At 65.4% G+C, this 22,402-nt stretch carries 20 protein-coding genes and 1 pseudogene; 8 read left to right on the top strand and 13 right to left on the bottom strand.

Annotation, left to right across the window (positions count from 1 at the left end; genetic code table 11):
* Positions 1 to 39 precede the first annotated feature (39 nt).
* Complete coding sequence (locus tag BT264_RS25855) at positions 40 to 942, bottom strand: alpha/beta fold hydrolase (protein ID WP_072441995.1); 903 nt, start codon at positions 940 to 942, stop codon at positions 40 to 42.
* Positions 943 to 1,664: 722 nt separating this feature from the next.
* Between BT264_RS25855 and betI the strand changes: the two genes are divergently transcribed.
* The 4 genes and pseudogenes from betI to BT264_RS37555 all read left to right on the top strand — a co-directional run.
* Entirely contained in the window at positions 1,665 to 2,249 is a 585-nt protein-coding gene (gene betI, locus BT264_RS25850) for a transcriptional regulator BetI (protein ID WP_072441997.1), read from the top strand.
* Between the two features lie 31 nt (positions 2,250 to 2,280).
* Positions 2,281 to 3,750, top strand: a complete 1,470-nt coding sequence (gene betB / locus BT264_RS25845) for a betaine-aldehyde dehydrogenase (RefSeq protein WP_072441999.1) — start codon at positions 2,281 to 2,283, stop codon at positions 3,748 to 3,750.
* A gap of 16 nt (positions 3,751 to 3,766) precedes the next feature.
* Positions 3,767 to 5,467, top strand: a complete 1,701-nt coding sequence (gene betA / locus BT264_RS25840; RefSeq protein ID WP_072442001.1) for a choline dehydrogenase — start codon at positions 3,767 to 3,769, stop codon at positions 5,465 to 5,467.
* A 302-nt stretch (positions 5,468 to 5,769) separates the two neighbouring features.
* Positions 5,770 to 5,999 (top strand): annotated as a pseudogene (locus BT264_RS37555) (TIGR03751 family conjugal transfer lipoprotein); the annotation flags it as partial.
* Positions 6,000 to 6,022: 23 nt separating this feature from the next.
* On the opposite strand, the gene BT264_RS25830 reads toward BT264_RS37555, so the two are convergent.
* From BT264_RS25830 to BT264_RS25780, 11 genes are all read right to left on the bottom strand, one after another.
* On the bottom strand, positions 6,023 to 7,309 hold the full coding sequence (locus tag BT264_RS25830) for a type II toxin-antitoxin system HipA family toxin (protein ID WP_072442005.1): 1,287 nt from the start codon (positions 7,307 to 7,309) through the stop codon (positions 6,023 to 6,025).
* Positions 7,302 to 7,619, bottom strand: coding sequence for a helix-turn-helix domain-containing protein (locus BT264_RS25825; protein ID WP_072442007.1), 318 nt, complete (start codon positions 7,617 to 7,619; stop codon positions 7,302 to 7,304). Before BT264_RS25825 ends, BT264_RS25830 begins: the two co-directional genes overlap by 8 nt.
* Before the next feature lie 471 nt (positions 7,620 to 8,090).
* Positions 8,091 to 8,690: a dual specificity protein phosphatase family protein gene (locus BT264_RS25820; protein ID WP_072442009.1), complete on the bottom strand. Its 600-nt coding sequence runs from the start codon at positions 8,688 to 8,690 to the stop codon at positions 8,091 to 8,093.
* Positions 8,691 to 8,703: 13 nt separating this feature from the next.
* The gene (locus BT264_RS25815) at positions 8,704 to 9,198 is read right to left on the bottom strand and encodes a hypothetical protein (RefSeq protein ID WP_072442011.1); all 495 of its coding nucleotides are present in this window, start codon (positions 9,196 to 9,198) and stop codon (positions 8,704 to 8,706) included.
* On the bottom strand, positions 9,195 to 10,337 hold the full coding sequence (locus tag BT264_RS25810; protein WP_072442013.1) for an MGDG synthase family glycosyltransferase: 1,143 nt from the start codon (positions 10,335 to 10,337) through the stop codon (positions 9,195 to 9,197). Before BT264_RS25810 ends, BT264_RS25815 begins: the two co-directional genes overlap by 4 nt.
* Positions 10,338 to 10,724: 387 nt before the next feature.
* Entirely contained in the window at positions 10,725 to 11,834 is a 1,110-nt protein-coding gene (locus BT264_RS25805; protein ID WP_072442015.1) for a hypothetical protein, read from the bottom strand.
* 225 nt (positions 11,835 to 12,059) lie between these two features.
* Positions 12,060 to 12,563 (bottom strand): hypothetical protein, encoded by a 504-nt coding sequence (locus tag BT264_RS25800; protein ID WP_034180772.1) that lies wholly within the window; start codon positions 12,561 to 12,563, stop codon positions 12,060 to 12,062.
* Positions 12,564 to 12,684: 121 nt separating this feature from the next.
* Positions 12,685 to 13,509: an OmpW/AlkL family protein gene (locus tag BT264_RS25795; RefSeq protein ID WP_072442016.1), complete on the bottom strand. Its 825-nt coding sequence runs from the start codon at positions 13,507 to 13,509 to the stop codon at positions 12,685 to 12,687.
* Positions 13,510 to 13,582: 73 nt separating this feature from the next.
* The gene (locus BT264_RS25790) at positions 13,583 to 14,836 is read right to left on the bottom strand and encodes a DUF2957 domain-containing protein (RefSeq protein ID WP_072442018.1); all 1,254 of its coding nucleotides are present in this window, start codon (positions 14,834 to 14,836) and stop codon (positions 13,583 to 13,585) included.
* Positions 14,837 to 14,907: 71 nt separating this feature from the next.
* The gene (locus BT264_RS25785) at positions 14,908 to 16,521 is read right to left on the bottom strand and encodes a DUF2957 domain-containing protein (RefSeq protein WP_072442020.1); all 1,614 of its coding nucleotides are present in this window, start codon (positions 16,519 to 16,521) and stop codon (positions 14,908 to 14,910) included.
* 615 nt (positions 16,522 to 17,136) lie between these two features.
* Complete coding sequence (locus BT264_RS25780) at positions 17,137 to 17,433, bottom strand: cupin domain-containing protein (protein WP_072442022.1); 297 nt, start codon at positions 17,431 to 17,433, stop codon at positions 17,137 to 17,139.
* 434 nt (positions 17,434 to 17,867) lie between these two features.
* Between BT264_RS25780 and BT264_RS25770 the strand changes: the two genes are divergently transcribed.
* The 3 genes from BT264_RS25770 to BT264_RS25760 all read left to right on the top strand — a co-directional run bounded on the left by BT264_RS25770 (position 17,868) and on the right by BT264_RS25760 (position 21,166).
* Entirely contained in the window at positions 17,868 to 18,812 is a 945-nt protein-coding gene (locus BT264_RS25770; protein ID WP_072442024.1) for an ABC transporter ATP-binding protein, read from the top strand.
* Positions 18,813 to 18,817: 5 nt separating this feature from the next.
* Positions 18,818 to 19,579: an ABC transporter permease gene (locus tag BT264_RS25765; protein ID WP_021160316.1), complete on the top strand. Its 762-nt coding sequence runs from the start codon at positions 18,818 to 18,820 to the stop codon at positions 19,577 to 19,579.
* 162 nt (positions 19,580 to 19,741) lie between these two features.
* Positions 19,742 to 21,166 (top strand): MFS transporter, encoded by a 1,425-nt coding sequence (locus BT264_RS25760; protein ID WP_072442026.1) that lies wholly within the window; start codon positions 19,742 to 19,744, stop codon positions 21,164 to 21,166.
* A gap of 310 nt (positions 21,167 to 21,476) precedes the next feature.
* Here the strand turns inward: BT264_RS25760 and BT264_RS25755 are convergent, their stop codons facing one another.
* Positions 21,477 to 21,707, bottom strand: a complete 231-nt coding sequence (locus BT264_RS25755) for a hypothetical protein (RefSeq protein ID WP_072442027.1) — start codon at positions 21,705 to 21,707, stop codon at positions 21,477 to 21,479.
* 209 nt (positions 21,708 to 21,916) lie between these two features.
* Between BT264_RS25755 and BT264_RS25750 the strand changes: the two genes are divergently transcribed.
* Positions 21,917 to 22,348: a YciI family protein gene (locus BT264_RS25750; RefSeq protein ID WP_072442029.1), complete on the top strand. Its 432-nt coding sequence runs from the start codon at positions 21,917 to 21,919 to the stop codon at positions 22,346 to 22,348.
* Positions 22,349 to 22,402 lie beyond the last annotated feature (54 nt).

Below are 22,402 nucleotides of genomic sequence, written 5' to 3'. Positions count from 1 at the left end.
TCGGGTGCGCGGGCCGAGCCCACGGCACGACGTTCGGCGTCACGACGACAGCGCGTGGATCGGCGCGGGCACGCACGCATGCGCGGCGGCGTGCGCCATGCCGGCCGCGGCCGGCGACCCGTCGCAGAAGAAGTCGAGCAGCGCCGCCCGCGTGTGTTCGCGCTGCGCGCGGCCTTCGATGTCGAGGAAATGGCCGGCGTCCGGCACCGTCGCGAACCGCGCGCGCGGCACGTGCGCGCCGAGCTGGCGAACGTCGGCCGGCGTCGTGTATTCGTCGCGCTCGCCGTTCAGGAACAGCAGCTCGCAGCCGATGTTCGAGAACTCGCTGAAGTAGCGCTCGGGCTGCAGCGACAGGATCTGGTCGACGTGGAACGCGACCTGGTCCTGCTCGTCGCGCGGCAGGCGCGTGAGATACCGGTAGTTGTACAGCTTCATGATGCGCGGCAGGTAGCGGCCGACGGTGTCGTTCAGCAGCTGCGCGGCCTTCAGGTTCTCGCCGGCCGCGATGTGATCGCGTGCGCGCGTCACGTAGTCGACCATCGCGTCGTTCAGGAACGGCGAGAACGAGCAGATCGCCGCGCGCCGCACGCTCGGGCAGCCGCGCGCGAGCGCGAACAGCGAGGCGACGCCGCCCCACGACACCGACACGAGGAATGCCGGCGCGAAGCGCTCGACCAGATGCTGGAGGATCGCGGCTTCGTCGTCCTTGGTCAGGATGAAGCAGCCCGGATTGTGCTGGCGCGACTGCCCCGCGTACGGCAGGTCGAAGCAGATCGTGTTCATCCGCTCGCCCAGATACTGGACGGTCTGCCCGAACGACGCGGTCGTCGCGAGCGCGCCGTTGACGAGCATCGCCGTGTCGAACGCCGGGTCGAACACGTTCCGTTCGACGTAGACCTTCAGACCATTCGGCAGCGGGACCACGTGTTTTTCGGTCGGCATCGTCGTTCTCCGGTGGACGCGGCGTCTCGACGTCGCGGCATGCTGCAGGTGCGCAATGGCTGGTGCCGGCCCCGCGCGCGGTCCTTCGTCGCGCCCATTGCCGACGCACCGCGGCAAATACCGGCGGCGCCAATTCATTCCTCGTAGTGCGGCGCCATACTAATACGGACAATATTACTGACTCAAGTCACTCAACGATTCCCTCTACTCGACCCGGGAATACAACGGATTCAAATTTTTTTATCAATTTATATGGTATGAGGGATCGCCACAAAGGCGCTGGCAATCGTTTGCGAGCATCGCTCCCTGGCATAGGGAAATCAAGTATTTCTCTTTAAATTCAAAGTGATATTCCATTTTAATCGACTGATTAAAACAGACCTCCTGAATTTACCCATCTTCACCGCCATCACTCGCCATTCCACATCGCGAATAATATTACAGACATCCACACTCTTTCATTTCGTAATAGAAACGCACCTTGAAATTTTCCAGCGCATTGCACCATTTTTCACAAACCGTTTTAAACAAACTCCAGCTTATTTAACCGTCTTTCAATTCGTTTTTCCGCATCTGCACATCGCGGCAAGCGGTCGATCCGCCACACACCGCCGAGACCCCGTCATCGTCAGACCCCTGATTTTTTGTTGATTGATCGTTCAATAAAAAACCGCTAAGCTCTCGACTTCCATGGATGGCCCGTCCGGGCGAAGGGAGTCGCGATGCCGAAAGTCGGAATGCGGGAGATACGCCGCGCGCAGTTGATCGACGCCACGCTGCGTTCGATCGACGAAGCGGGCCTGCCCGGCACGACGCTCGCATCGGTCGCGCAACGCGCGAAGATCTCGACGGGCATCGTCAGCCACTACTTCGGCGACAAGGACGGCCTGCTCGAAGCGACGATGCGGCACGTGCTGCGCGACCTGTGGTCGGCCACCACGCGCCGCCGCGTGGCGGCACGCAAGGATCCGCGTTCGCGGCTGCGTGCAGTCGTCGCCGCGAACTTCGACGAGACGCAGGTCAGCGCGCCCGTGATGAAGACGTGGCTCGCGTTCTGGTCGCAAAGCATGCACGACCCGATGCTCAAGCGCCTGCAGCACGTCAACACGCGGCGCCTTCATTCGAACCTGTGCGCGGAATTCGCGAAGGCGTTGCCGCGCACGAAGGCGCTCGAAGCCGCCAGCGGCCTCGCCGCGCTGATCGACGGCCTGTGGCTGCGCGGCGCGCTCGCCGGCGGCCCCATCGACACCCGGGCGGCGCTGAAGCTCGCCCACGATTACATCGACCTGCTGCTCGCGTCCGACTGACGCGCACGCAGTCGCCCTCAAGGAGATCCTCATGTCCGTATTCGGTTTGCAGCGCCTCTACATCGGCGGCGGTTACGTCGACGCCACGAGCGGCAAGACTTTCGATACCTTCGATCCCGCCACCGGCGAGCTGCTCGCGCAGGTGCAGCAGGCGAGCGCGGCCGACGTCGACCGCGCGGTTGCGTCCGCGCAGGAAGGCCAGCGCGAATGGGCCGTGATGACCGCGATGCAGCGCTCGCGCATCCTGCGCCGCGCGGTCGACCTGCTGCGCGAGCGCAACGACGAGCTCGCGGCGCTGGAAACGCGCGACACCGGCAAGCCGATCGGCGAGACGCTCGCGGTCGACATCGTCACCGGCGCGGACGTGATCGAGTACTACGCGGGCCTCGCGACCGCGATCGAAGGGCTGCAGGTGCCGCTGCGCGCCGATTCGTTCGTCTATACGCGCCGCGAGCCGCTCGGCGTGTGCGCGGGCATCGGCGCATGGAACTACCCGATCCAGATCGCGTGCTGGAAGACCGCGCCCGCGCTCGCGGCCGGCAACGCGATGGTGTTCAAGCCAAGCGAAGTCACGCCGCTGACGGCGCTGAAGCTCGCGGAAATCTATACGGAAGCCGGCATGCCGGCCGGTGTGTTCAACGTCGTGCAGGGCGACGGCTCGGCCGGCGCGCTGCTCACGGGCCACCCGGACATCGCGAAGGTGTCGTTCACCGGCGGCGTCGAGACGGGCAAGAAGGTGATGTCGCTGGCCGGCGCATCGTCGCTGAAGGAAGTGACGATGGAGCTCGGCGGCAAGTCGCCGCTGATCGTGTTCGACGATGCGGACCTCGACCGCGCGGCCGACATCGCGGTGACCGCCAACTTCTTCAGCTCGGGCCAGGTCTGCACGAACGGCACGCGCGTGTTCGTGCACCGCTCGATCAAGGACGCGTTCACGCAGCGCGTGCTCGAGCGCGTGAAGCGCATCCGCGTCGGCAAGCCGACCGATGCCGACACCAACTTCGGCCCGCTCGTGTCGGCCTCACAGCTCGACAAGGTGCTCGGTTTCATCGAAAGCGGCAAGGCCGAAGGCGCGAAGCTGCTCGCCGGCGGCACGCGCCTGACCGACGGCCACTTCGGCAGCGGCCAGTACGTCGCGCCGACCGTGTTCGGCGACTGCCGCGACGACATGAAGATCGTCCGCGAGGAAATCTTCGGGCCGGTGATGAGCATCCTCGATTTCGAATCGGAGGACGAAGTGATCGCCCGCGCGAACGACACGCACTACGGCCTCGCGGCCGGCGTCGTGACCGAGAACCTGTCGCGCGCGCACCGCACGATCCATCGCCTCGAAGCCGGCATCTGCTGGATCAACACGTGGGGCGAATCGCCGGCCGAGATGCCGGTTGGCGGATACAAGCAATCCGGTGTCGGACGCGAGAACGGCATCACGACGCTCGAGCACTACACTCGGATCAAGTCGGTGCAGGTCGAGCTCGGCCGCTACAACCCGGTGTTTTAAAGGAGGAGAACCCGTCATGACGACACGCGAATACGACTACATCATCTGCGGCGCAGGCTCCGCGGGCAACGTGCTCGCAACGCGCCTGACGGAAGATCCGGACGTCACGGTGCTGCTGCTCGAAGCGGGCGGCCCCGACTACCGCTTCGACTTCCGCACGCAGATGCCGGCCGCCCTCGCCTATCCGCTGCAGGGCCGCCGCTACAACTGGGCGTACGAGACCGATCCCGAGCCGCACATGGACAACCGCCGGATGGAATGCGGCCGCGGCAAGGGGCTCGGCGGCTCGTCGCTGATCAACGGCATGTGCTACATCCGCGGCAACGCGCTCGACTACGACAACTGGTCGACGCACAAGGGCCTCGAGAACTGGACGTATCTCGACTGCCTGCCGTACTTCAAGAAAGCCGAGACGCGCGACGTCGGCCCGAACGACTACCACGGCGGCAACGGCCCCGTGTCGGTCACCACCAGCAAGCCGGGCGTGAACCCGCTGTTCGAGGCGATGGTCGACGCGGGCGTGCAGGCCGGTTATCCGCGCACCGACGACCTGAACGGCTATCAGCAGGAAGGCTTCGGCCCGATGGACCGCACCGTCACGCCGCGCGGCCGCCGCGCGAGCACCGCGCGCGGCTATCTCGACCAGGCGCGTGCGCGGCCGAACCTCGAGATCGTCACGCATGCGCTCGCCGACCGCATCCTGTTCGACGGCAAGCGCGCATCGGGCGTCACGTACCTGCGCGGCAGCGAGCGCGCGACCGCGCATGCGCGCCGCGAAGTGCTCGTGTGCAGCGGCGCGATCGCATCGCCGCAACTGCTGCAGCGCTCGGGCGTCGGCCCCGGCGCGTGGCTGAAGGAACTCGACATTCCCGTCGTGCTCGACCTGCCCGGTGTCGGCCAGAACCTGCAGGACCACCTGGAGATGTACATCCAGTACGAGTGCAAGGAGCCCGTGTCGCTGTACCCGGCGCTCAAGTGGTGGAACCAGCCGAAGATCGGCCTCGAATGGATGCTGAACGGCACCGGCCTCGGCGCGAGCAACCACTTCGAGGCGGGCGGTTTCATCCGCACGCGCGACGACGATCCCTGGCCGAACATCCAGTATCACTTCCTGCCGGTGGCGATCAACTACAACGGCTCGAACGCGATCGAGATGCACGGCTTCCAGGCGCACGTCGGCTCGATGCGCTCGCCGAGCCGCGGCCGCGTGAAGCTGCGCTCGCGCGACCCGAACCAGCATCCGAGCATCCTGTTCAACTACATGGCCGAAGCGCTCGACTGGCGCGAGTTCCGCGATGCGATCCGCGCGACGCGCGAGATCATGCGGCAACCCGCGCTCGACCGCTATCGCGGCCGCGAGCTGAACCCGGGCGCCGACTGCAAGACCGACAAGGAGCTCGACACGTTCGTGCGTGCTCGTGCGGAGACCGCGTTCCATCCGTCGTGCTCGTGCAAGATGGGTTACGACGACATGGCGGTGGTCGACGAAGAGGGTCGCGTGCACGGGCTGGAAGGCCTGCGCGTCGTCGATGCGTCGATCATGCCGATCATCACGACCGGCAACCTGAACGCGCCGACGATCATGATCGCGGAGAAGATCGCCGACAAGATTCGTGGGAAGCAGCCGCTCGCGCGCGTCGATGTGCCGTACTTCGTCGCGAACGGCGCGCTCGCGCGCGATGTCGCGAAGGCGGTGAGGCAGCCGGAGACGGTTTGACGACGGCGGGCGTGCTGCCCGCTCATCGGCATATTGACGAAACGCCGCCGGCAATGATGGTTGGCGGCGTTTTCGTTTCTTTTACGGTGACTTGCGCGGAAGCGAGTTCCCGACTTGCAGCCATGTGATCACATCGGCCGGATGAGTTCGCGGGCGCACGCGCTTTGAAATGAGGCTGCCGGGGTTCAGGGCAGCGGACCAGCCGACGACAGTCGAGTACGCATGCCACTGCACCGCCGAAAGCGCGGACGAGCGGCAAGTAGAACGAAAACCCGCGAAGACGTCGCGCTCTTTTGGCGAATGCGGAAGGCGGCCAGTCCGCACGCCTGCTGCTCGACGCCGCCAGCAGTTGTGCCGGCCATTGCCTGAGCAGGACGCACCGATTGACGGCAGCGCTCACACCCACACGGCTCAGAACGAGATCTACCGCCCGTTCCATCGGCTGCCCAATCCCGATCTGGTCATGTACGTGTTCCCGCCGTACCAGCGGGTGCAGTACGCGCTACCGGGCGAACGGCTGGAGGACTTCTGAACCGTTCGTCGGCCGGTTCATCTTCACCGGTGGGCGCGGCCTGCGGGACCCTGGCGTAGCAGAGCAACGTTCTCGTTGATGCGGCCTTGGATCGTGCGCAAGGTATCTCGATTAATAATCCGCGGGTGCATGTTCTCGGCCGTGTCCGAGAATTGGCTGGCCACTTCGCAAATGCCGTCAATCATTCTGCTGGCAACGTCCTGGGGCACTTCGGCTTCCTCGGCAAGCCGAAGCATGTGTGCGCGGGAAATCTCCAGTGCCTCACCCATCACGTCCATTTGGTGATATCCACCGGGTCCCTCGCAGAAGGTCACATCGTAGGCCGGCGCCAGTCTCCACTGACCATTTGGCGCCATGACGTAGGAGAAGTTCTTGGGATGGTCGTCTCGGTTGTTGAACGCGACGTTGAAGACGGCGCGCTCGAAGGCCCTCCCCATCTCTCGCACATCGTTGGTACAGATCTGGGTCGCCCGCAAGAAGTTGAAGTAGTCCAACGACCCCGCAATCTGGTAATCGGCCCCCGTAAACGCCGCGAGACTCTGCATGGGGACGCGCAATCCGTCATGCCGATCAAAGCGCTTGCTGGCGAACGCCGCCAGCCCATTGGGCAAACTGAAGTACTGCGTGTCCGGGGTCTCGATGCCACATCTGCGCAGACATTCGGCGTAGACCATCTCGATGGCGCACACCTCGGCATGCTCTTCTCTGGCCGGGAACTTGACCAGCCAGGCGTCGAAGCCCGGCGTGACGGCCGTGGTAAACCCACCGGTTTGCGGATCGCGATAGACCAAGGCCTTGGGCCTTGCACCTTGGGGCGAGCCGCCCACCCGCAGCAACGTCTGCAGGAACTCACTACCTTCACCATGGAGCACTTCCTGCACTTCGGCGGCAAGCTGTTGCAGCGGGATGTGGACGTCCGGCGCCTCTCCTTCGGGTGCGACGGGTTCAAACGTCATGGCCCCCATCGCGTTGCTACCGATATAGGCCAACCGCTCCAGGGCGCCAATGCGGGCCGTGTTGAGTCCACGGCGCCTGAACATACGGTCCATCAGCAGCATGCCCCACCCGTCTGGCAAGGCGTCATAGACAGGCCCCGGAAGTTGCAATTGATGGCCTGGGAAATCTCGCCGCAACTGAGGGCCCTCCAGCGGCAGCGTGTACGAAGACAGCTCCAGGCCCCTTTGCCTGGCCTCGTTGCTGTACTCGAACACGATCAGTGGGCGACCGGTCAGGGCAGTCGTGGAAACCAGCGTGCCCCAATGCCATCGCTCCCCCCAGCCCTCGTAGAAGACATTCACTTGTTCAGGCATTGCTGGACTTTCTCTTTGTACGGAGGCGCTTGGCTGTTTTCTCGTAGCGCAGAATGTCCTCGATGCTGTCCAGCTTTGGCTGGAACAGACCTTCGAACTCCTTGATTCGGCCGAGCGCCATCGCCACCCGGACCACGGCCTCGAAGCCAACATTGCGCCCGGCCTCCAGGTTGGACACGGTGTTGGCCCCAATGCCGGCACGCCCGGCCAGATCCGACTGTGTCATGCCCAGAGCCAAACGCTCTGTGCGCAAGCGATCGCAGAGGCGCTTGACGACCTCACTCGGCTTGCTAAAGCTTAAATCCAACATAGTGTGTATCTACCCCCTTCTATGCCAGTTAGCACCCAAAATTATAGAATTAACGCCACCTTGGTTCAAGAGGCGTAATTCCTCAATTCCGTGCCTTATCGGAAATATTACGCAAATAGCCACAATATAGTGGAGTTAAGCAGCTCCACACCAAAGAAGCGGCCGATCAGACCGTCCCGGGGCTACGCGGACTATCCGGGGCAGTGCGGAGGTCAGATCGCATGTTGCACGAGTGCACGGCCTTGTTAGCCCCCGCTTCTGAAGAAAGGAAGTCTGTCGGGCCACAAGGCGCCAATCATGACCACACTTCAGATTCGCGGCAGGAAGCCGCTCGTGTGCTTCGTCGTGCGTTACTTCGTCGCGAAGGCGGTGCGGCAGCCGGAGACGGTCTGACGACGGCGGGCGCACTGCCCGAACGCCCACTAAAAACGCCGCTGACGATCACCGTCAGCGGCGTTTTTCCTTTCCGGCTCAGCCGTTGTTGACCTCTTGCCGCAAACGCTCGACGTCGACGTGCTTCAGGTAATTCGTGATGTTCTGCCAGATCGGATGGAACCCGTAGCCGCCGTGCTGCAACTCATCGAGCGCCTGCTCGCGCGTCCAGCCCTGGTACACCATCCGGTACAGCGCGGACACGAGCCCCGTGCGATCCGCGCCGTGCTGGCAGTGAATCAACACAGGACCATCCTGGTCGGCGGTCCGCAGCGTCTTCAGCGCGGCGACCATGTCTTCGTCGCGGATGTACCACGTGTTGATCCGGATGCGCTGCATCGTGATCTGCGTGCCGGCCAGGATGCTGTCGTCCGCGTGAAACGCGCGGAAGCTGATGACCTTGCGGATGCCGAGCTTCTGCAATTCCGGCACGTCTTCCCGCGAGAGCTGCGCGCTGCGGTACAACGCCGGCGTGATGCGATGCAGGTTGTTCACGCGCGCATCGGCAATGTTTTGCGCCCATTGGATCGGTCGGGCCGCGATCGGTCGGGCCGCAACGCCGGAAACCGCGTCCGCGTATGCCGGCTGCACGAGCCCGGCAAGCGTGACGGCGATCGCGGCAATGAAGGCGATTTTCATGTTGGTTCGGTGTTCAGTGGAATGCGCGCTTGCGCTCGCGCGACAGGATGAACAGGACGATCGCGGCGGCGCTCATGGTCCAGTAGTCGGTGGGCGCCACGCCCAGCCAGTGGACATGCCACGGCACGTGCGCCGGGTTGAAGCGGGCAAGACCGTAGGCCGGATTCAGCACGAACCACAGAAAATCCTCGGTCAGCCAGAACACCATGATGCACGCGATGATGCGGGCTTCGATGCGCCACGACCAGCGCCCGTTGAATACGGGCGGCAGGTGGAAGAACAGCGCGACGAACGGGAACACCCACGCGTGGTATCCGGTCATCGGGCGCCCGCCCCAGAGGATGTCGAGCAGCCAGTGCTTGTCGATGCGCCAGGTCGGCAGGTTGGCGGCCCACCCCGCGCTGCCCTCGATCTGGATCTCGACGTTCGCGAAAAAGAACGCGAGCAACATGACCCATGCGACGACGAACAGCGTTTGGCGCGTCGGCACAAAGCGCGCGACGCTCATGCGGCAGGCTCCAGGCCGAGTACGCGATCGAGCACGAAGCGTCCGGCCAGCGGCCGCCCGAGCGGGGCCAAACGGCGGCGCATGTCGGCCAGGCGCTCCGGCGTCTGCAGCAGCGCGCGGATCCGGTAGACGAGCGCATCGTCGTCGATGGCCTTCAGCGCAACGCCCTGTTCGAGCAGGAAATCCGCATTGCGCTCCTCCTGGCCGGGAATCGGCGAGTTGACGATCATCGGCAGCTGCATCGCGAGACATTCGGACGTCGTCAGGCCACCCGGCTTCGTGATGACGAGGTCGGCGCAGGCCATCAGGCGTTCGACCTGCTGCGTGAAACCCTGCGGAAAGAGCCGGCCCGGATGCTGCGCGGCGAGCGTCTGCAGCGACGCCAGCATCGTCTGGTTCTTGCCGGCCAGCGCGATCAACTGGAAATCGGCGTCCATCTCCAGCAGCCGCGTCGCCAGCACGTCGAGCCCGCCGAGACCCGCGCCGCCGGACATCATCAGGAACGTCGGTCGTGCGGGATCGAGGCCGAACTCTGCCGCGCAGGCTGCGCGATCGAGCGGCCGGCCGAACGCCGGCATGATCGGGATACCGCTGACGTGCACCGTTTCGGGCGCCATGCCGCGCGCGTGCATGCGCCACGCGATCTCGTCGTTGGCCGCGAAGTAGCCGCGCATGTTCGGCACGACCCACATGCTGTGCAGGTCGAAATCGGTGACCTGCACCCACACCGGCGTGTCGACGCGCCCCTTACGGATCTCGCGCGACAGCAGTTCGGCGGGCAGAAAGTGCGTGCAGATGATCGCGTCCGGGCGCTGCCGTTCGATTTCCGCGAGCAACTGCCGGCAATTGAGCCGCTCGATCGCGCGCCGGATCTTCTGCGACGGCGCGGCGGGATCGACCTCGTCAGTCTTCTGGTACAGGTAGCCCCACAGCGCCGGCTGGCTGCTGACGAGCTTGATGTAGAGGTCGGTGTACAGCTTGCGAAAGCCGGTGGAGACGAAATCCATCACGTCCAGGTGCGTGGCTTCGATGCCGGCGGGATGGCTGTCGGCAAATGCGCGGATCGCTTCGGCCGCGCGGGTATGACCGGCGCCGGCGCTGACGCTCAGGAGAAGAATTTTTTTGTTGTGCTTTGACATCTGACTGACCGTTTCGATGAAGGTGATCCGGACGCGGGTTCGGCAGCGGCGCTCTCACGCGACTGCGTCTCGCTTCCGGCTTTCGACAAGCTTGGCGGATCTTCGGAGGTGCGGGCGGGTACTCCGAATCGTTCGATCGCCGGCATCGTCTGCGGAATCATACTGCGTCCGGACGATGCGGCCCGGATCTGCCGCCGCCGCGCTGTCAGTCAGGATGGCATGGCGCGCGGTCGGCGGGAGGCGCCGACCGCGCGTGGCGGCTAGGGGCGCCGCCGGCTCATACCCCACTCGCGCGCGCGAATGGGGTGCCCTATTTCAGCGCGAACGGGTGCTCGCGCGCAGGTCATGTCGCTTCATGTCGGCAAAAGCCGAGTGTCAGCGGGCCTTCTACGCGTCTTCGCCGAACCTGGCAGTCGCCACGGCCCGCGTCCGCACCCGCTTTGCGCGGACGATCGGGTTCCATCGCGACGTCAGGCTCATCGCGTCGCGCAGGCGTTCGAACGCGACATCCTCCTTCGGCCCGAAGCGGCTGACCGCCGGCCACGCGAGCACGTCGTCGAGCCACGTCTGCCATGTGTCGCCATGAAAACGACGGCCGATTTCGCGCACCGCGTCCGGCGCGGCGATCACGATGCCCGTCAGCAGGTAGTACGCCCAGAAGCTGCCCGCGCCGGCGAGTCGGTCGAGCCGGCACACGGACAGCGCGGCAAGCAACCCGTCCACCGATGCGAGATCGGCGCGATGCGTACGGATCGCCCGCGCGACGAGGTTGTGCTGACCACCATACGCGGCAACGGAGATCCCGTTGCCTGCGGCAAGCGCGGCCGAGAACATCGCGAGCGCGGCCATCTCGTCGATGCGTGATGCGTCGTCGCGTGGGCCGCACACGCGCAGCACGATCGCGTCGATGATGGCACCGCGACGGGCCGACGTTTCCGCACTCGCCGCCGCGATGACAGCCAGCTTTTCTCTCAGGTTCTTCGCAGGCGGCGCCTTGCCATGCTCTTCTCTTTCATGTGCGGTACGTTCGCCAGCGTCTTCGCCGTTGCATTCGACACCGCCGGCAATCCGCGCGAGCGCGGCCCAGCCGACATCGGGATCGTCGAATGCGCACGCATCGATCACGCCGTGCGCCGCATCGAACACGGCGCGCGAGCCGGGGCAACAGCGTTCAGCTTCGGCAAGCTGCCGCGCGGAAGGCACATGCGAGCACGCGCCGAGCACGTCGGTCGGGTCGCAAGCGCAGCCGCCGCCATCCGTTGCGATCCACGGCGCAAGCCCGTGAAGAACGGCCGCTGCGTCACGAGACAGGCTCTCGCCTGCCCGCATGCGTATCGCGTATGACGCGACGACTGCCGTGTCGCCGGGGTCGCCCGCCGCCGGTGCGCAAGCGGCGGCGTCGAGATGTTCGATCAGGTACTGCAGCCACGCGGCCGTGCGCAGCCGGTCAGGCGTCGCGCCGCGGGCATCACCATACTTCGCTGGGTCGGTGAGCATGGGTCGTCCGGGAGTGTTCTGGCCAATTGGAATAATGTCGTTTCAGTCCGCGCGGTACACCGTGCCGACCTTGCAGGTCCGCCCGCATCGGATCGCGACGCGGGCGGCCAATCGGCCGTCGCGCCGATACGCGCGACGGCTCGAATGCATCGAAGCTGCGGAAACCCGCCGCGCATGCCGCACGGCCCTCGCGCACGGCGGACGCCCCGCTTCGATCCGCGACGCTTACTGCACGTGGAACTTCGGCGACGTCGTGACCGTGCCGGACACCGTGCAATTCGGCGTCAATGCAGCGTTATTGAACGTCAGCGACGAGTTCGGATCGTTCCATGCCGTTACCACCTTGCTCGGGCCGCACGCGCCGAGCAGCGCGACGTTCACCTGCACGTTGTTGATCGACAGCTGCGTCGTGCTGTCGGCCTGGCCCGTCCACGGCGACGTGCTGCTCGCGCTACCGCTGATCAGTCCGCACGTGGCGCCTCCGGCGAACTGCGTCGACGTGATGTGGACGATGCCGGTCGACGTGATCGTCCCGTTGAACGTCGCGGTACAGTTTGCGCTGATCGATCCCTTGCTCAGCGTCGTGAGCCCCGATACGGAGAACGGCTCGCCGTTCGGGTTCATCGGCTGCCCGTCAGCGCGCGAAACGGTGACTGCGAAAGCAGGCGCGGCCGAAACCGCGGTGAATGCCACTGCAGCAACAAGCGATACGATTTTGCGAATGCTCATTTGAACTGCCCCCTCTCTTCACAAATGGCGGCACGCCGCCAGGAACGCAACCGTCCGGCCGAAAGAGCCCGGCCGGCCGGTCGCAGGAAGCCGCCGGCACGCGTCATGCGCGCCGGTCGGCTCAGAACTTGTAGGAAATCCCGACGAACGTGATCAGCGGATCGGCCTTCAGCCGCGTGCGCGTGGTCGCGAGCGTCGAACCGTCGGCCGCCTTGATCACGAGCGACGAGTACGTCTTCAGCGGCATGTACGTCAGCGTCGCGGTGAGCCCCCAGTGCTTGTCGATCGCATAGCTCGCGCCGATGTTGTAGACCGGCGTGAACGACGACGACGCCTTGCCCTCCACCGACGTCGGCCCCGGCTTGCCGGCGCCGGCCGCGAGCACGCTGCCGAGGTTTTCGTTGATGTCCTTCGCGAAGTTGCCGTTCAGCTCGATGTTGCTGAACCAGCTATAGGCCACGCCGATCCCGACGAACGGGCGGAACTTCGCCGTCGGCGCATTGAAGTAGTACTGCAGAATGATCGTGGGACTCCACTGCCGCGCGTTCTTCACGGCCGGCTGATTCGACGTCTTGTCCATGTCGACCGAGCCGAGCGAGCCGGCCGGGCCCGGCGGCCGGATCACGCCGTGCCCGGTCAGCGTGAACTCGGGCGGCACGCCGAGCACCGACGTCACCGCGATGTGGTCGGTGAAGAAGTGCGTAAGCGTGAGGCCGACCGTATCGGCGTTGTTGACCGTCAGGCTCGTGCCCGGCGACGTGAACGACCCGGGCAGGCGCAGCGGCCCGTTGATCGGCATGTTCGCGAGATTCGTCGTCAGGCCGTTGGTCGAATCCTGCGGCATGATGTGCAGCCAGCCCAGCGTCGCGACGTTGTCGCCCGCCTGCTGGGCCGATGCGAGCGTCGACACGCCTGCGACGACACCCGCGACAATCAGCTTCTTCATGAAGTCTCCCTCTCATTCTGTCCGGGCGCCGCGCATCCGCGCGCGACGCCGCCGTGTCTCCGTCCGGGTGTGGTCACTGCACGAACGCGCCGACCGTGAAGTACGGATTGCTCGTATCGGCCATGTCGAGGAACCCGAATACGCCGCCGGTGAACACGAACTTGCCGGTCGCCGGCCCCGACGCAGCATCCGCATGCACGGTCGTCACGACGCCCGGCACCTTCTGCGTGAAGTCGAGGTTCAGTGCGCGCGTGAGCGCGGCCTGCGACGCGTTGAACGGATCGAGCAGCGTGGCCTGCGCGCCGACGAGCGCGGTCGCGCGGTAGTTGAACGCGCTGTCGACGCCCGTGTACTCGCCGTTCTGCGAGCCGAGCGCAATCGCCGTCTGCGGGCTCAGGAACGAGATGCCCGATTCGTCGTCCGCGCTCGGCGGCCCCTGCGTGAGGTCCGCGTTCGCGGCGCCGGTGCGGATGAAGACCGGCACGAGCTGGTTGCGCAGCTTGCCGACGATCAGGATCCCCTTGCCGGCCTTCGCCGGATCGAGCGCGGCGAGCGTCGGCGGAATCTGCGGCTGGTAGTTGAGCGACTGGAACGCCGGCGCATCCGGACGCGGCGTGAACGGCTGGTTCACGGTCGTGCTCGACGCAAGCGGCTGCCCGCCGTTCTTCTTGCCGAAGTTGTCGGTCTCGACGTAGCTGCCGTCCGCGTTGATCGTCACCTTCTGATCGAGCGCCACCGGCTGGAAGTTCTGCGACGGCACCTGGTGATAACCGAGCTGGTTGTAGGTGCCGGCGATCTTCGTCAGGTCGGTCTCCAGCGACGAGAAGCTGATGAACGGGTAATACGGGAACGTCGTCTTCGGAATCCTGCCGACGCCGATCACGCCGTCGAACTGGATCGTCGCGCCGGGGATCGCGCCGCCCAGCACGCCTTCGCCGAGGAACAGCCGCGCGGGCCGGCTCGGATCGAGGCTCGCGTTCTGCATCCGGAACGTGCACTGGTTCAGCTTCACCGTCGGCAGGCCCGTTTCGTCGGCCAGCGTGCCGTCGACGACGTTGGCCGGCGCCGTGTCGCGCGTCGGCTGCACGGTGCCCGCGGTAGTCGGCACCGGCGATGCGAGGTAGGTCATCCGGAACGTCATCTTCGTGGTGTCGAGCTGCACTTTCACGAGCTCGCCCGACCCGGAGCCGCCGATGAATACCGTGCTGTAGTCGATCGTCTGCGGGCACAGCCGGACCGCCGGCGCGGGCGGCGGGTCGCCGTCGCCGCCGCACGCAGCCAGCACGGGTGCGAGCGACGCCGCAACCATCCATTGCTTCACATTCATAGGAATCCTCTTGAAATTCGATTCGCCGGCGGCGACGCATGCGCCGCCGGCGTGACTTGTTCGGTACGCAGTTACTGGACGAACGCGCCGACCGTGAAAAACGGGTTGACCTGGCTATTGTTGACGACCATTGCGTAAACGTTGCCGGCCGTCACGATCCAGCCCGTGTCGCCCTTCTTGAAGATCGCGACATTGCCGCTTGCGCCCTTCGCGTTGAAATCGCTGTTGGCCGTGACCTTGATCTTGCCGGGCGTTGCCTGCGTGTAGTCGAGCGCGAACTGCGAGGTCACCGAAGACGTCTGCGGATCGATGAATGCCGCGGTGCCGCCCTGGAACAACGTCGACGTGTAGTTCGCGGAGATCGTCGACACGGCAGTGCCGTCGTTGCAGCTACCCGCTTCCGCCATGAAGAAGCCGTTGGCAAAGGTGCCCGGCAGATCCGGGTGCGGCACCTGGTTATCGAAGCTCGGGCCGGACTGCGCGATGGTGTTCCCCACACCGGTAGATGTCACGACACCGCATGCGGATGCGCTCGTCGCGCCGATGTAACCGCCCTTCAGCGAGTTCGCGGCAATCGCTGTGGACGACGAGAGCATCGAGATCCCGACTTCGGCATCGGCGACCGAGGCGAGCGGATTGCTCGTATCCACATGGGTATAGCCGACGCGAATCACGATCGGCACCCGTACGCCGTTCAGCTTGCCGACGATCATGATGCCCTTCGCCTGACTCGGCGTCACGATCACGAGGCCCGGCGCCTGCCCGGCGACCGGATACGCAACCGTACCGAACGGGTTCGCCACCGCATTGCTCACGAACACGTTGTCCGCCGACCCGTCCGCGTTCTTGCGCAGCGTCCACGGCGACCCGGTCGTCTGGCACGAGTAGTCGCTGCCCTGCGTGATCGTGCACGAACCGTCCGCATTGAACGTCTGGTTCCAGTTGACGACGTCCGGCTCCCAGCCGACAGCCCCGTTCGCATCCTGGGCGGTACCGCCGACCGGCGACAAATGGATACCGACTTCGTTGTAGTTGCCCGCGACCTTCGTGAAGTCGGTTTCCGTTTCGACAAAGCCGATGAACGGATAGAAATCGAATGTGCGCGACGGCACCACGCCAAGGACAAAACCCGGAATCGGCTCGATGCCCTGGAACGCGATCGTCGCCCCCGGAATTCCGCCGCCAACCACGCCATTGCCGACGAACAGCATCGGCGGATCGGTACGCTTGATCGTCACCGAATACGCGCCGTCGCTGGTCGCGCCGCTGTCGAGCACGAACGCGCAGCGGTTCTGCTCGGCGCTCGGAAGGTTGGTCGGATGATGGAATGCGCCGCTGATCGTCAGGCCCGCGCGCGTGTTGTTGACCTGCCCTGCCGACGTCGGTACCGACGATTCGATGAACTGCATCTGATACGTGAGCTTCGTCGTGTCGAACTTCACCTTCACGTATTCGCCGCTGCCGGCGCCACCCGTGTAGGTCGTCGTGTAATCGAGCGAATCGGGACACAGCTTCGTCACGACGGGCGGTTGCGTGATCGCGCCGCTCGGCCCGCATGCGCTGCCCGAGCACTGCGGCACGTTGATCGGCCCCGGATCGTCGCCGCCGCCGCAACCGGCGACGAACGGCAGCGCCAGCACCGCGCACGACAGGATTACCTTCCGCCATTCAGGAATGCAAATCATCAACCCCTCCTTTACAGGTACGGCAAGTCTCGTCCGGACGGGCTGCATGGCTCGCCGGTTGGTATCGCGCCGCCGCACGAGCGCGCGGCGCATGATGGTGTTCGCAATGCAACCGCCCTGCAGCTCATGCACATGCGACGAAAGCCGCGGCGGCAGACAAGCGCGCTCCCGCGGCGCCGTCATGCGGCACGGCGCCGTCGGAACGATCGAAACGGAAAGTGGTGCGCCGCTACACGGCGATGCGGCAACGCAGGCTGACGACGTATGTCGCGCCTGCATTCAGCGAAAAACTGGGAAACGGCAGTCCGGTTGGCCCCGCGGATACGCGTCGCATGAATTGGTCTCCGTACGTACGCTCGATTCGTTATCGTGATGCGTCGTTTGACGAGACTATGATCGGACGATACGCACAAGTAAATGGATGCAGAGTTCCAAACGGCCGGAACCGCACGATCCTAGTGTTTTCACGGTGTTTGACAGTTTTTCAAACGGCCTTCATTTTATTTGCTCAGACAAATAGATGGCCCGTGCGACGGGCTTGCGCGGCAGGCCGCTTTCCGAGCCGGGCGGGCGAGCCGGCTCGCAGGCGGCCCCGCGAACGCGGCGCGCAACCTTTTACACGTCGATGATCGCGAGCGTACCGTGGCTGCCGGGCAGCACCGCGTGGCGCGTACCGGCGAGCGCGAGATACATCTGCCCGGCCTCGACCACGACCGTTTCCGCGCCGACTTCGAGCATCAGCTGGCCGTCGAGCACCAGCAGCCCTTCGTTGTAGTCGTGCACTTCCGCTTCGTACGGCTGCGCATCCATGCGCAACACCTTGATCCTGGCCGGCCCGACCTCGCCGACGATCGTGGATTTCCACGCGGCGGCCTGCGCGGCCGCAACGGATTTGAAATCGATCAAAGACATTCGCCCCGCTCCGTGAACCGTGAAAGGAACGCATTATCGCGAGCGCCAGGCATGCCGTCCCGGTACGGCGCAGAGGCGTTCGGGCAGCACAGTCGGCGGGCCGGCCGCCGCGCGGCCGCGAGAAAACACGATCGCCGTCCGGTTCGCCGGAAACAGGCCAAATTGTTCGAACAACTCAAACAAAGCGCCACTTTATTGAGCAACACTCGGCCATTTCGAGCAAATCCGGCACCGACAACGCATGGCCTTTCCACCGAAATGCATTTCCATCTACCGATTGCTAATATGGCGGTCCCGCGATCCCGCACCACAACGCCGTTCGACATGACGCCCGTTCGCCATGCCGTCCCCGATCCCGGCCGCTTCGCAGCGGCGGCGACTCCGGGCACGTGCGGCGCACACCGTCGCGCCGGCCGGCCGTGCCATCCGTGAGCATGCAACCGATCCTTTCCGTCTCCGACCTCTCCAAGACTTACGCGTCCGGCTTCCAGGCGCTGAAGCACGTGACCCTCGACATCCGCCCCGGCGAGATCTTCGCGCTGCTCGGGCCGAACGGCGCCGGCAAGACGACGCTGATCGGCTCGATCTGCGGCATCGTCACGCCGACCGAAGGCCGCGTGACGGTCGGCGGCCACGACATCCGCGATCAATACCGCGCGGCCCGCGAAATGATCGGCCTCGTGCCGCAGGAGCTGACCACCGACGCGTTCGAAACCGTGTGGGCGACCGTGTCGTTCAGCCGCGGCCTGTTCGGCAAGGCGCCCGATCCCGCGCACATCGAGAAGACGCTGAAGGCGCTGTCGCTGTGGGACAAGCGCGACAGCAAGCTGATGACGCTGTCGGGCGGGATGAAGCGCCGCGTGATGATCGCGAAGGCGCTGTCGCACGAGCCGCGCATCCTGTTCCTCGACGAGCCGACCGCCGGCGTCGACGTCGAGCTGCGCCGCGACATGTGGAAGCTCGTCGATTCGCTGCGCGAAAGCGGCGTGACGATCCTGCTGACCACGCACTACATCGAGGAAGCCGAGGAAATGGCCGACCGGATCGGCATCATCCTCGGCGGCGAGCTCGTGCTCGTCGAGGAAAAGCACGAGCTGATGCGCAAGCTCGGCAAGAAGCAGCTGACCGTGCAGCTCGAGCAGCCGCTCGCGGACGTGCCGCCCGCGCTCGCGCCGTTCGGGCTCGAACGAGCGGACGACGGCGCCGCGCTCGTCTACACGTACGACTCGCAGCGCGACGATGCAAGCATCGCGACGCTGATCAACGCGCTCGGCTCGGCGGGCATCGGCTTTCGCGACCTGCACACGACGCAGAGCTCGCTCGAGGATATTTTCGTCAGCCTGATCGACAACCGCCGCAACGGCGCACAAGGAGCCTGACGCGCATGAATCTTCATGGAATCCGCGCGATCTACCGCGCAGAAATGGCCCGCACGCGCCGCACGCTGATGCAGAGCATCATCGCGCCGGTGATCTCGACGTCGCTGTATTTCGTCGTGTTCGGCTCCGCGATCGGCTCGCGCATCAGCGACGTGAACGGCATCGGCTACGGGTCGTTCATCGTGCCGGGCCTCGTGATGCTGTCGCTGCTGTCGCAGAGCATCTCGAACGCGTCGTTCGGCATCTACTTCCCGCGCTTCACGGGCACGATCTACGAGATCCTGTCCGCGCCCGTGTCGTACTGGGAGATCGTGATCGCCTACGTGGGCGCGGCCGCATCGAAGTCGATCCTGCTCGGCGTCATCATCCTCGCGACGGCCGGCCTGTTCGTGCCGCTGCACATCCTGCATCCGTTCTGGATGGTGCTGTTCCTCGTGCTGACGGCGGTCACGTTCAGCCTGTTCGGCTTCGTGATCGGCATCTGGGCCGACAGCTTCGAGAAGCTGCAACTCGTGCCGCTCCTGATCATCACGCCGCTCACGTTCCTCGGCGGCAGCTTCTATTCGGTCGACATGCTGCCGCCCGCGTGGCGCGTCATCACGCTGTTCAACCCGATCGTGTATCTGGTCAGCGGCTTCCGCTGGTCGTTCTACGGGCTCGCCGACGTGCACGTGTGGATCAGCCTCGCCGCAACCGGGCTGTTCCTCGTGATCCTGCTCGCGATCGTCGCGTGGATGTTCCGCACCGGATACAAGCTGAAGAACTGACGCCAACCGACTCATCCCGCGCCGCCCGCCTATGACGCATTTGGGCAAGCAGGCGGCGCTTTTCCTCTGATGCGGCATTTTGTGGTCGCGTCTACTGAATACCGAAGCATCGGGGCCTTGGAGCATGCGCTGCGAGGCCCTTTTTCATTTCAGAGGACGCCAATGCCCGCCGCCACCGCTCCCGCCTCCGCCGCCGCCCGGCTCGAACGCCTGCCGTTCTCCGGCTATCACAAGCGGATCTTCTTCATCATCGCGATCGCGTTTTTCTTCGACTCGGTCGATCTCGGCACGATGACGTTCGTGCTCGGCTCGATCCGCAAGGAGTTCGGGCTATCGACCGCGGCCGCCGGCCTCGTTGCGAGCGCAAGCTTCTTCGGGATGGTGCTCGGCGCGGCCGTCGCCGGCCTGCTCGCCGACCGCTTCGGCCGCCGGCCGGTGTTCCAGTGGAGCATGGTGCTGTGGGGCGCCGCGTCGTACCTGTGCTCGACCGCACAGAGCGTCGACGCGCTGATCGTCTACCGCGTGCTGCTCGGGATCGGGATGGGGATGGAATTCCCGGTCGCGCAGACGCTGCTGTCCGAATTCGTGCCGACCGAGAAGCGCGGCCGCCTGATCGCGCTGATGGACGGCTTCTGGCCGCTCGGCTTCATCACGGCCGGCGTCGTCGCGTACTTCGTGCTGCCGCAGTTCGGCTGGCGCACGGTGTTCGCGCTGCTCGCGATTCCCGCGGTGTTCGTGCTCGTCGTGCGCCGCATCGTGCCCGAATCGCCGCGCTGGCTCGAGCATGCGGGCCGGCACGCGGAAGCCGACGCGGTAATGCACGCGATCGAGGCGAAGGTGATGCGCTCGGCCGGCGTCGCGACGCTGCCGCCGCCGTCGCGGCTCGCCGAACCGGTGGCCGCGCGCGGTCGCGGCGCGCTGCGCGAGATCTGGAGCGGCGTGTACCGCCGCCGCACGGTGATGGTATGGCTGCTGTGGTTCTTCGCGCTGCTCGGCTTCTACGGCCTCACGTCGTGGCTCGGCGCGCTGCTGCAGCAGGCCGGCTTCGAAGTCACGAAATCGGTGTTCTACACGGTGCTGATCTCGCTCGGCGGCGTGCCGGGCTTCCTGTGCGCCGCGTGGCTCGTCGAACGTTGGGGGCGCAAGCCGACCTGCATCGCGTCGCTGATCGGCGGTGGTGCGATGGCGTACGCATACGGCCAGAGCGCGCTGTACGGCGGCAGCATGGCGCTGCTGATCGGTACGGGCCTCGCGATGCAGTTCTTCCTGTTCGGGATGTGGGCCGCGCTGTACACATACACGCCCGAGCTGTACGGCACCGGCGCGCGCGCGACGGGCTCGGGCTTCGCGTCGGCGATCGGGCGCGTCGGCTCGCTGATCGGGCCTTACGTGGTGGGCGTCGTGCTGCCCGTGTTCGGCCAGGGCGGCGTATTCACGCTCGGCGCGCTGTCGTTCATCGCGGCCGCGGTCGCCGTGTGGACGCTCGGGATCGAAACGAAGGGCCTCGCGCTGGAGCAGTTGGCGGCCGGCGACGAAGCCGGCGGCAGCGGCCGGTATCCGGGGGCGGCAATGGACGAGGTGTCCTGATCCGCGGATCGGATAGCGATTTTCTTTCAGGCCGGGAAGGCGTTCGGCGCCGACGACGAAGCAACGGACCACCCGCTGCCGGCGATCGTCGATTCGATCGAGCGCTCGGACTACCTGCCGTCGCTCGCGCACCTGGCGAGCGCGCTGCGCCATATCCAGGCGCTCGATCTCGACATCATCCTGCCGATGCACGGGCCGGCCATCACGCAAGACATCCCGCGCGTGCTGGCCGGTGCGATTGCGTATTGCGAGGCGGCGGCCGCGTAACGCACGCAGGCGGCGATGCAAGCATTGATATGACGGATGCCGGTCAGGCGCCGGTGACGACGAACTCTTCGGCCGCCTTGCGCTGGACCGCGGCCATCACCGCCAGCTCGCGCTTGCTGCGCGCGTCGGAGGACACGACGCCCGTCGCGTGCTTCGCCTTCGCTCCCAGCGGGAAAAACACGAACGACGCGCCGTCCGGGGCGGACGGCTCGGCACGCAAGCGTTTGTTCAGGATTTTCAGGTATTTCTTCTTCGAGACTTCTTTAGCAGCCATGGCACCCTCCGCGTAAACGTGGTGAGGATCAGCATACCAGTTTTGGCGGGGCGCTCCGCGGCAGCGCCCGCCGGTTCGCCCGTCATCGAAAATTCTTCGTGCACGATGTCGATTCGCGCCATTCTCGCGCGTCGTATTGTCGTAGCCGATCGTTTTGCCGTCGGCACGACCAGCGGCAACCCCCGATTCCCGTTCAAGGAGATACGACAATGCGCGTCATGGTAATCGTCAAGGCGACCGCCGATTCCGAGTCCTCCCGGATGCCCGACACCGAAATGCTGGCCGCGATGGGCCGCTTCAACGAAGAACTGGTGAAAGCCGGCATCCTGCTCGCCGCCGACGGGTTGCACCCGAGCAGCCGCGGCAAGCGCGTGCACTTTTCCGGCAAGAACCGCACCGTCATCGACGGCCCGTTCGCCGAAACGAAGGAACTCGTCGCGGGCTACTGGCTGTGGCAGGTCAAATCGATGGAAGAAGCCGTCGAATGGGTCAAGCGCTGCCCGAATCCGATGCCCGGCGACTCCGACATCGAGATCCGCCCGCTGTTCGAGCTCGAGGAATTCGGCGACGACTTCACGCCGGAGCTGCAACAGCAGGAAGCGCGCATACGCGCGGAAATCGACGCCCGGCAGAAATCCTGACCGGCGGGCGGGCGCGAATCTCGCGCACCCGGGATCGCGCCGAAGCGCGACGCG

The sequence above is a fragment of the Burkholderia sp. NFPP32 genome (genome assembly GCF_900119325.1).
Lineage (GTDB): Bacteria > Pseudomonadota > Gammaproteobacteria > Burkholderiales > Burkholderiaceae > Burkholderia > Burkholderia pyrrocinia_C.
Note: the sequence above shows the minus strand (reverse complement) of the source record. Positions and strands in the feature narration are given on the sequence as shown.

What these genes read in the sequence shown, in the direction of transcription:
- BT264_RS25780 (WP_072442022.1), bottom strand. Translation starts at nt 17,433, where the DNA reads ATGTCTTTGATCGATTTCAAATCCGTTGCGGCCGCGCAGGCCGCCGCG.
- BT264_RS25805 (WP_072442015.1), bottom strand. Translation starts at nt 11,834, where the DNA reads ATGCTCACCGACCCAGCGAAGTATGGTGATGCCCGCGGCGCGACGCCT.
- BT264_RS25825 (WP_072442007.1), bottom strand. Translation starts at nt 7,619, where the DNA reads ATGTTGGATTTAAGCTTTAGCAAGCCGAGTGAGGTCGTCAAGCGCCTC.
- BT264_RS25855 (WP_072441995.1), bottom strand. Translation starts at nt 942, where the DNA reads ATGCCGACCGAAAAACACGTGGTCCCGCTGCCGAATGGTCTGAAGGTC.
- BT264_RS25750 (WP_072442029.1), top strand. Translation starts at nt 21,917, where the DNA reads ATGCGCGTCATGGTAATCGTCAAGGCGACCGCCGATTCCGAGTCCTCC.
- BT264_RS25810 (WP_072442013.1), bottom strand. Translation starts at nt 10,337, where the DNA reads ATGTCAAAGCACAACAAAAAAATTCTTCTCCTGAGCGTCAGCGCCGGC.
- betI (WP_072441997.1), top strand. Translation starts at nt 1,665, where the DNA reads ATGCCGAAAGTCGGAATGCGGGAGATACGCCGCGCGCAGTTGATCGAC.
- betB (WP_072441999.1), top strand. Translation starts at nt 2,281, where the DNA reads ATGTCCGTATTCGGTTTGCAGCGCCTCTACATCGGCGGCGGTTACGTC.
- BT264_RS25790 (WP_072442018.1), bottom strand. Translation starts at nt 14,836, where the DNA reads ATGAATGTGAAGCAATGGATGGTTGCGGCGTCGCTCGCACCCGTGCTG.
- BT264_RS25785 (WP_072442020.1), bottom strand. Translation starts at nt 16,521, where the DNA reads ATGATTTGCATTCCTGAATGGCGGAAGGTAATCCTGTCGTGCGCGGTG.
- betA (WP_072442001.1), top strand. Translation starts at nt 3,767, where the DNA reads ATGACGACACGCGAATACGACTACATCATCTGCGGCGCAGGCTCCGCG.
- BT264_RS25815 (WP_072442011.1), bottom strand. Translation starts at nt 9,198, where the DNA reads ATGAGCGTCGCGCGCTTTGTGCCGACGCGCCAAACGCTGTTCGTCGTC.
- BT264_RS25755 (WP_072442027.1), bottom strand. Translation starts at nt 21,707, where the DNA reads ATGGCTGCTAAAGAAGTCTCGAAGAAGAAATACCTGAAAATCCTGAAC.
- BT264_RS25760 (WP_072442026.1), top strand. Translation starts at nt 19,742, where the DNA reads ATGCCCGCCGCCACCGCTCCCGCCTCCGCCGCCGCCCGGCTCGAACGC.
- BT264_RS25795 (WP_072442016.1), bottom strand. Translation starts at nt 13,509, where the DNA reads ATGAAGAAGCTGATTGTCGCGGGTGTCGTCGCAGGCGTGTCGACGCTC.
- BT264_RS25770 (WP_072442024.1), top strand. Translation starts at nt 17,868, where the DNA reads ATGCAACCGATCCTTTCCGTCTCCGACCTCTCCAAGACTTACGCGTCC.
- BT264_RS25800 (WP_034180772.1), bottom strand. Translation starts at nt 12,563, where the DNA reads ATGAGCATTCGCAAAATCGTATCGCTTGTTGCTGCAGTGGCATTCACC.
- BT264_RS25765 (WP_021160316.1), top strand. Translation starts at nt 18,818, where the DNA reads ATGAATCTTCATGGAATCCGCGCGATCTACCGCGCAGAAATGGCCCGC.
- BT264_RS25830 (WP_072442005.1), bottom strand. Translation starts at nt 7,309, where the DNA reads ATGCCTGAACAAGTGAATGTCTTCTACGAGGGCTGGGGGGAGCGATGG.
- BT264_RS25820 (WP_072442009.1), bottom strand. Translation starts at nt 8,690, where the DNA reads ATGAAAATCGCCTTCATTGCCGCGATCGCCGTCACGCTTGCCGGGCTC.